The organism is Dolichospermum circinale AWQC131C (assembly GCF_000426905.1).
GTDB lineage: Bacteria > Cyanobacteriota > Cyanobacteriia > Cyanobacteriales > Nostocaceae > Dolichospermum > Dolichospermum circinale.
This window is the reverse complement of sequence record NZ_APIY01000436.1, coordinates 1-1,796: the sequence shown is the minus strand read 5'-3', so window position 1 is coordinate 1,796 and position 1,796 is coordinate 1. Positions and strand designations below refer to the sequence as shown.

The 1,796-nt window shown below is 33.6% G+C and carries 3 protein-coding genes and 1 pseudogene; 3 read left to right on the top strand and 1 reads right to left on the bottom strand.

The features are described 5' to 3' along the window. Positions 1–424 precede the first annotated feature (424 nt). The 3 genes from ACIR131C_RS21425 (at position 425) to ACIR131C_RS0100790 (ending at position 1,404) form a co-directional block, all read left to right on the top strand. Positions 425–655 (top strand): hypothetical protein, encoded by a 231-nt coding sequence (locus tag ACIR131C_RS21425; protein ID WP_231395362.1) that lies wholly within the window; start codon positions 425–427, stop codon positions 653–655. Positions 656–760: 105 nt separating this feature from the next. Further along, entirely contained in the window at positions 761–1,003 is a 243-nt protein-coding gene (locus ACIR131C_RS0100795; RefSeq protein WP_028088699.1) for a hypothetical protein, read from the top strand. After that, the gene (locus ACIR131C_RS0100790; protein WP_028088698.1) at positions 1,000–1,404 is read left to right on the top strand and encodes a type II toxin-antitoxin system VapC family toxin; all 405 of its coding nucleotides are present in this window, start codon (positions 1,000–1,002) and stop codon (positions 1,402–1,404) included. The genes ACIR131C_RS0100795 and ACIR131C_RS0100790 overlap by 4 nt, the downstream gene beginning before the upstream one ends. 148 nt (positions 1,405–1,552) lie before the next feature. On the opposite strand, the pseudogene ACIR131C_RS25845 reads toward ACIR131C_RS0100790, so the two are convergent. Continuing rightward, positions 1,553–1,796 (bottom strand): annotated as a pseudogene (locus ACIR131C_RS25845) (HNH endonuclease); the annotation flags it as partial.

Genomic DNA, 1,796 nt, shown 5'->3' with positions numbered 1-1,796 from the left:
AATCATTACTTGAGTCATCATAGAATTATTTTAATAATTTTGATAACTTTTATATTATAACATATAAAAGTTTTAATTGCGGAGTTAAATCTGAAACAAAAAGATTTAGTTCCTATTTTTAAAACAGAGTCAATTGTTTCCGATGTACTTAAAAACAAGCGTAAATTAACAGTTGAACATATTGAAAAGCTGGCAAAGTTTTTTAATGTTTCAGCCGCCGTATTCTTTCCAAAAAATCCATCAGAAAGAGATTTTTTAGAAGTAGCATAATGCACTATTTCAATAACAAAATCAAAATCGTGCGTTACATTTCATTCATTAACGCACCCTACAATTAACTGTCTCTGTCTGAATCAGGATATCCAGGATTTTAGGATTTACAGGATGTTATAATATTTATAAACTTTCACCAAAATATACAGTTATGGTGATCGCTATTTCCCTAACTCCAGAACTAGAAGCAAGACTACGCGAAAAAGCAACCCAACAAGGAAAAGATATCAGTTTAGTTGCGGCTGAATTATTAACAAATATCCTAGATTGGGAATTAGAAGATTCACAAGCAGCTATTCAAGGTATTCAGCAAGGATTAGAAGATTTTGAAGCAGGTCGCTTTCGGTCTTTTGATGATTTTGCAAAAAGAACAACGTCGTAAATATAACCTGGTTCAAGATGTATAAAATCATGGTTTAATTTGATGTGAGATTTGCTATTATTGAAAATAAGGTTTAAGACAATTAACTGAATTAGGTAAAAATCAATGATTTCAGAACAAGAATTATTAACAAAGTGGCGATCATTACCCCAGGATAAACAACAGGAAGTCTTAAAATTTGTGGAACTTATGCAATTGAAAACCACAGCAAAAAAACCTCCTTTGGGGGAACGTTTGCGAGAAATTCGCTCTAAAATTGTTGCATCTGGTAAACCTTTATTAAATGCAGATGAAATAGAAAAAGAATTAGCTGATCGTAGGGGTGGAATCCAAGGTAGAGAAGAATGATTATAACTTATCTTGATTCGGGTGTGTTATTGAGTGCAACCAATGGTAATGGTTTAATTGCAGAAAAAGCATTAGAAATACTATCAGACTCACACCGGGTATTTGCTACTAGTGAGTTTGTCAGATTGGAGGTAAGTCCTAAAGCAGTTTATCATCAGCAAACGGAAGAATCTCAATTTTATGAAGAGTTTTTTAATGATGTTATTTACTGGGCAAATGATTTAACTTATATTGTACAAGAGGCTTATAAAATTGCTTCTCGGTATGGATTAGCTGCTATGGATGCACTTCATGTAGCTGCTGCTTTTTCTGTTGGTGCTGAGGAGTTAATTACTACTGAGAAAAAAACAAAACCTATGCACAAAGTAGTTGGTATTAAAGTAGTTTCTATTTTTGATTAAGATGTTTTTTTCTGACAATGAAAATTTCAACATCCCACCCATAACCTACAAATTACCAACGAACCATACAAACTGTAGGTTAGGTAGAACGCAGTGAAACCCAACAATTTAATCATCATCTATATTATTGTGAAAGTGCTGGGGTTTCTCAACTTTGTCGCGGGTCTTCATCTGGTGGATGCCAACCACCTTTTACCCAAAAACGACGCGCTTTGATAATAGAACCTTCATTATGCCTATCATCATTGAGGTCTAAGCGATTACAAGTAGCCCTTCCTGTAGGAGTAATACCAATAATTTTTAAACCATCTGCTGACCAAAGAAAATGATCTGACCATTTCTGTTTTCGAGGATTAAATATAGGAATTAAATCTCCAGTTTCCGGGTTAATA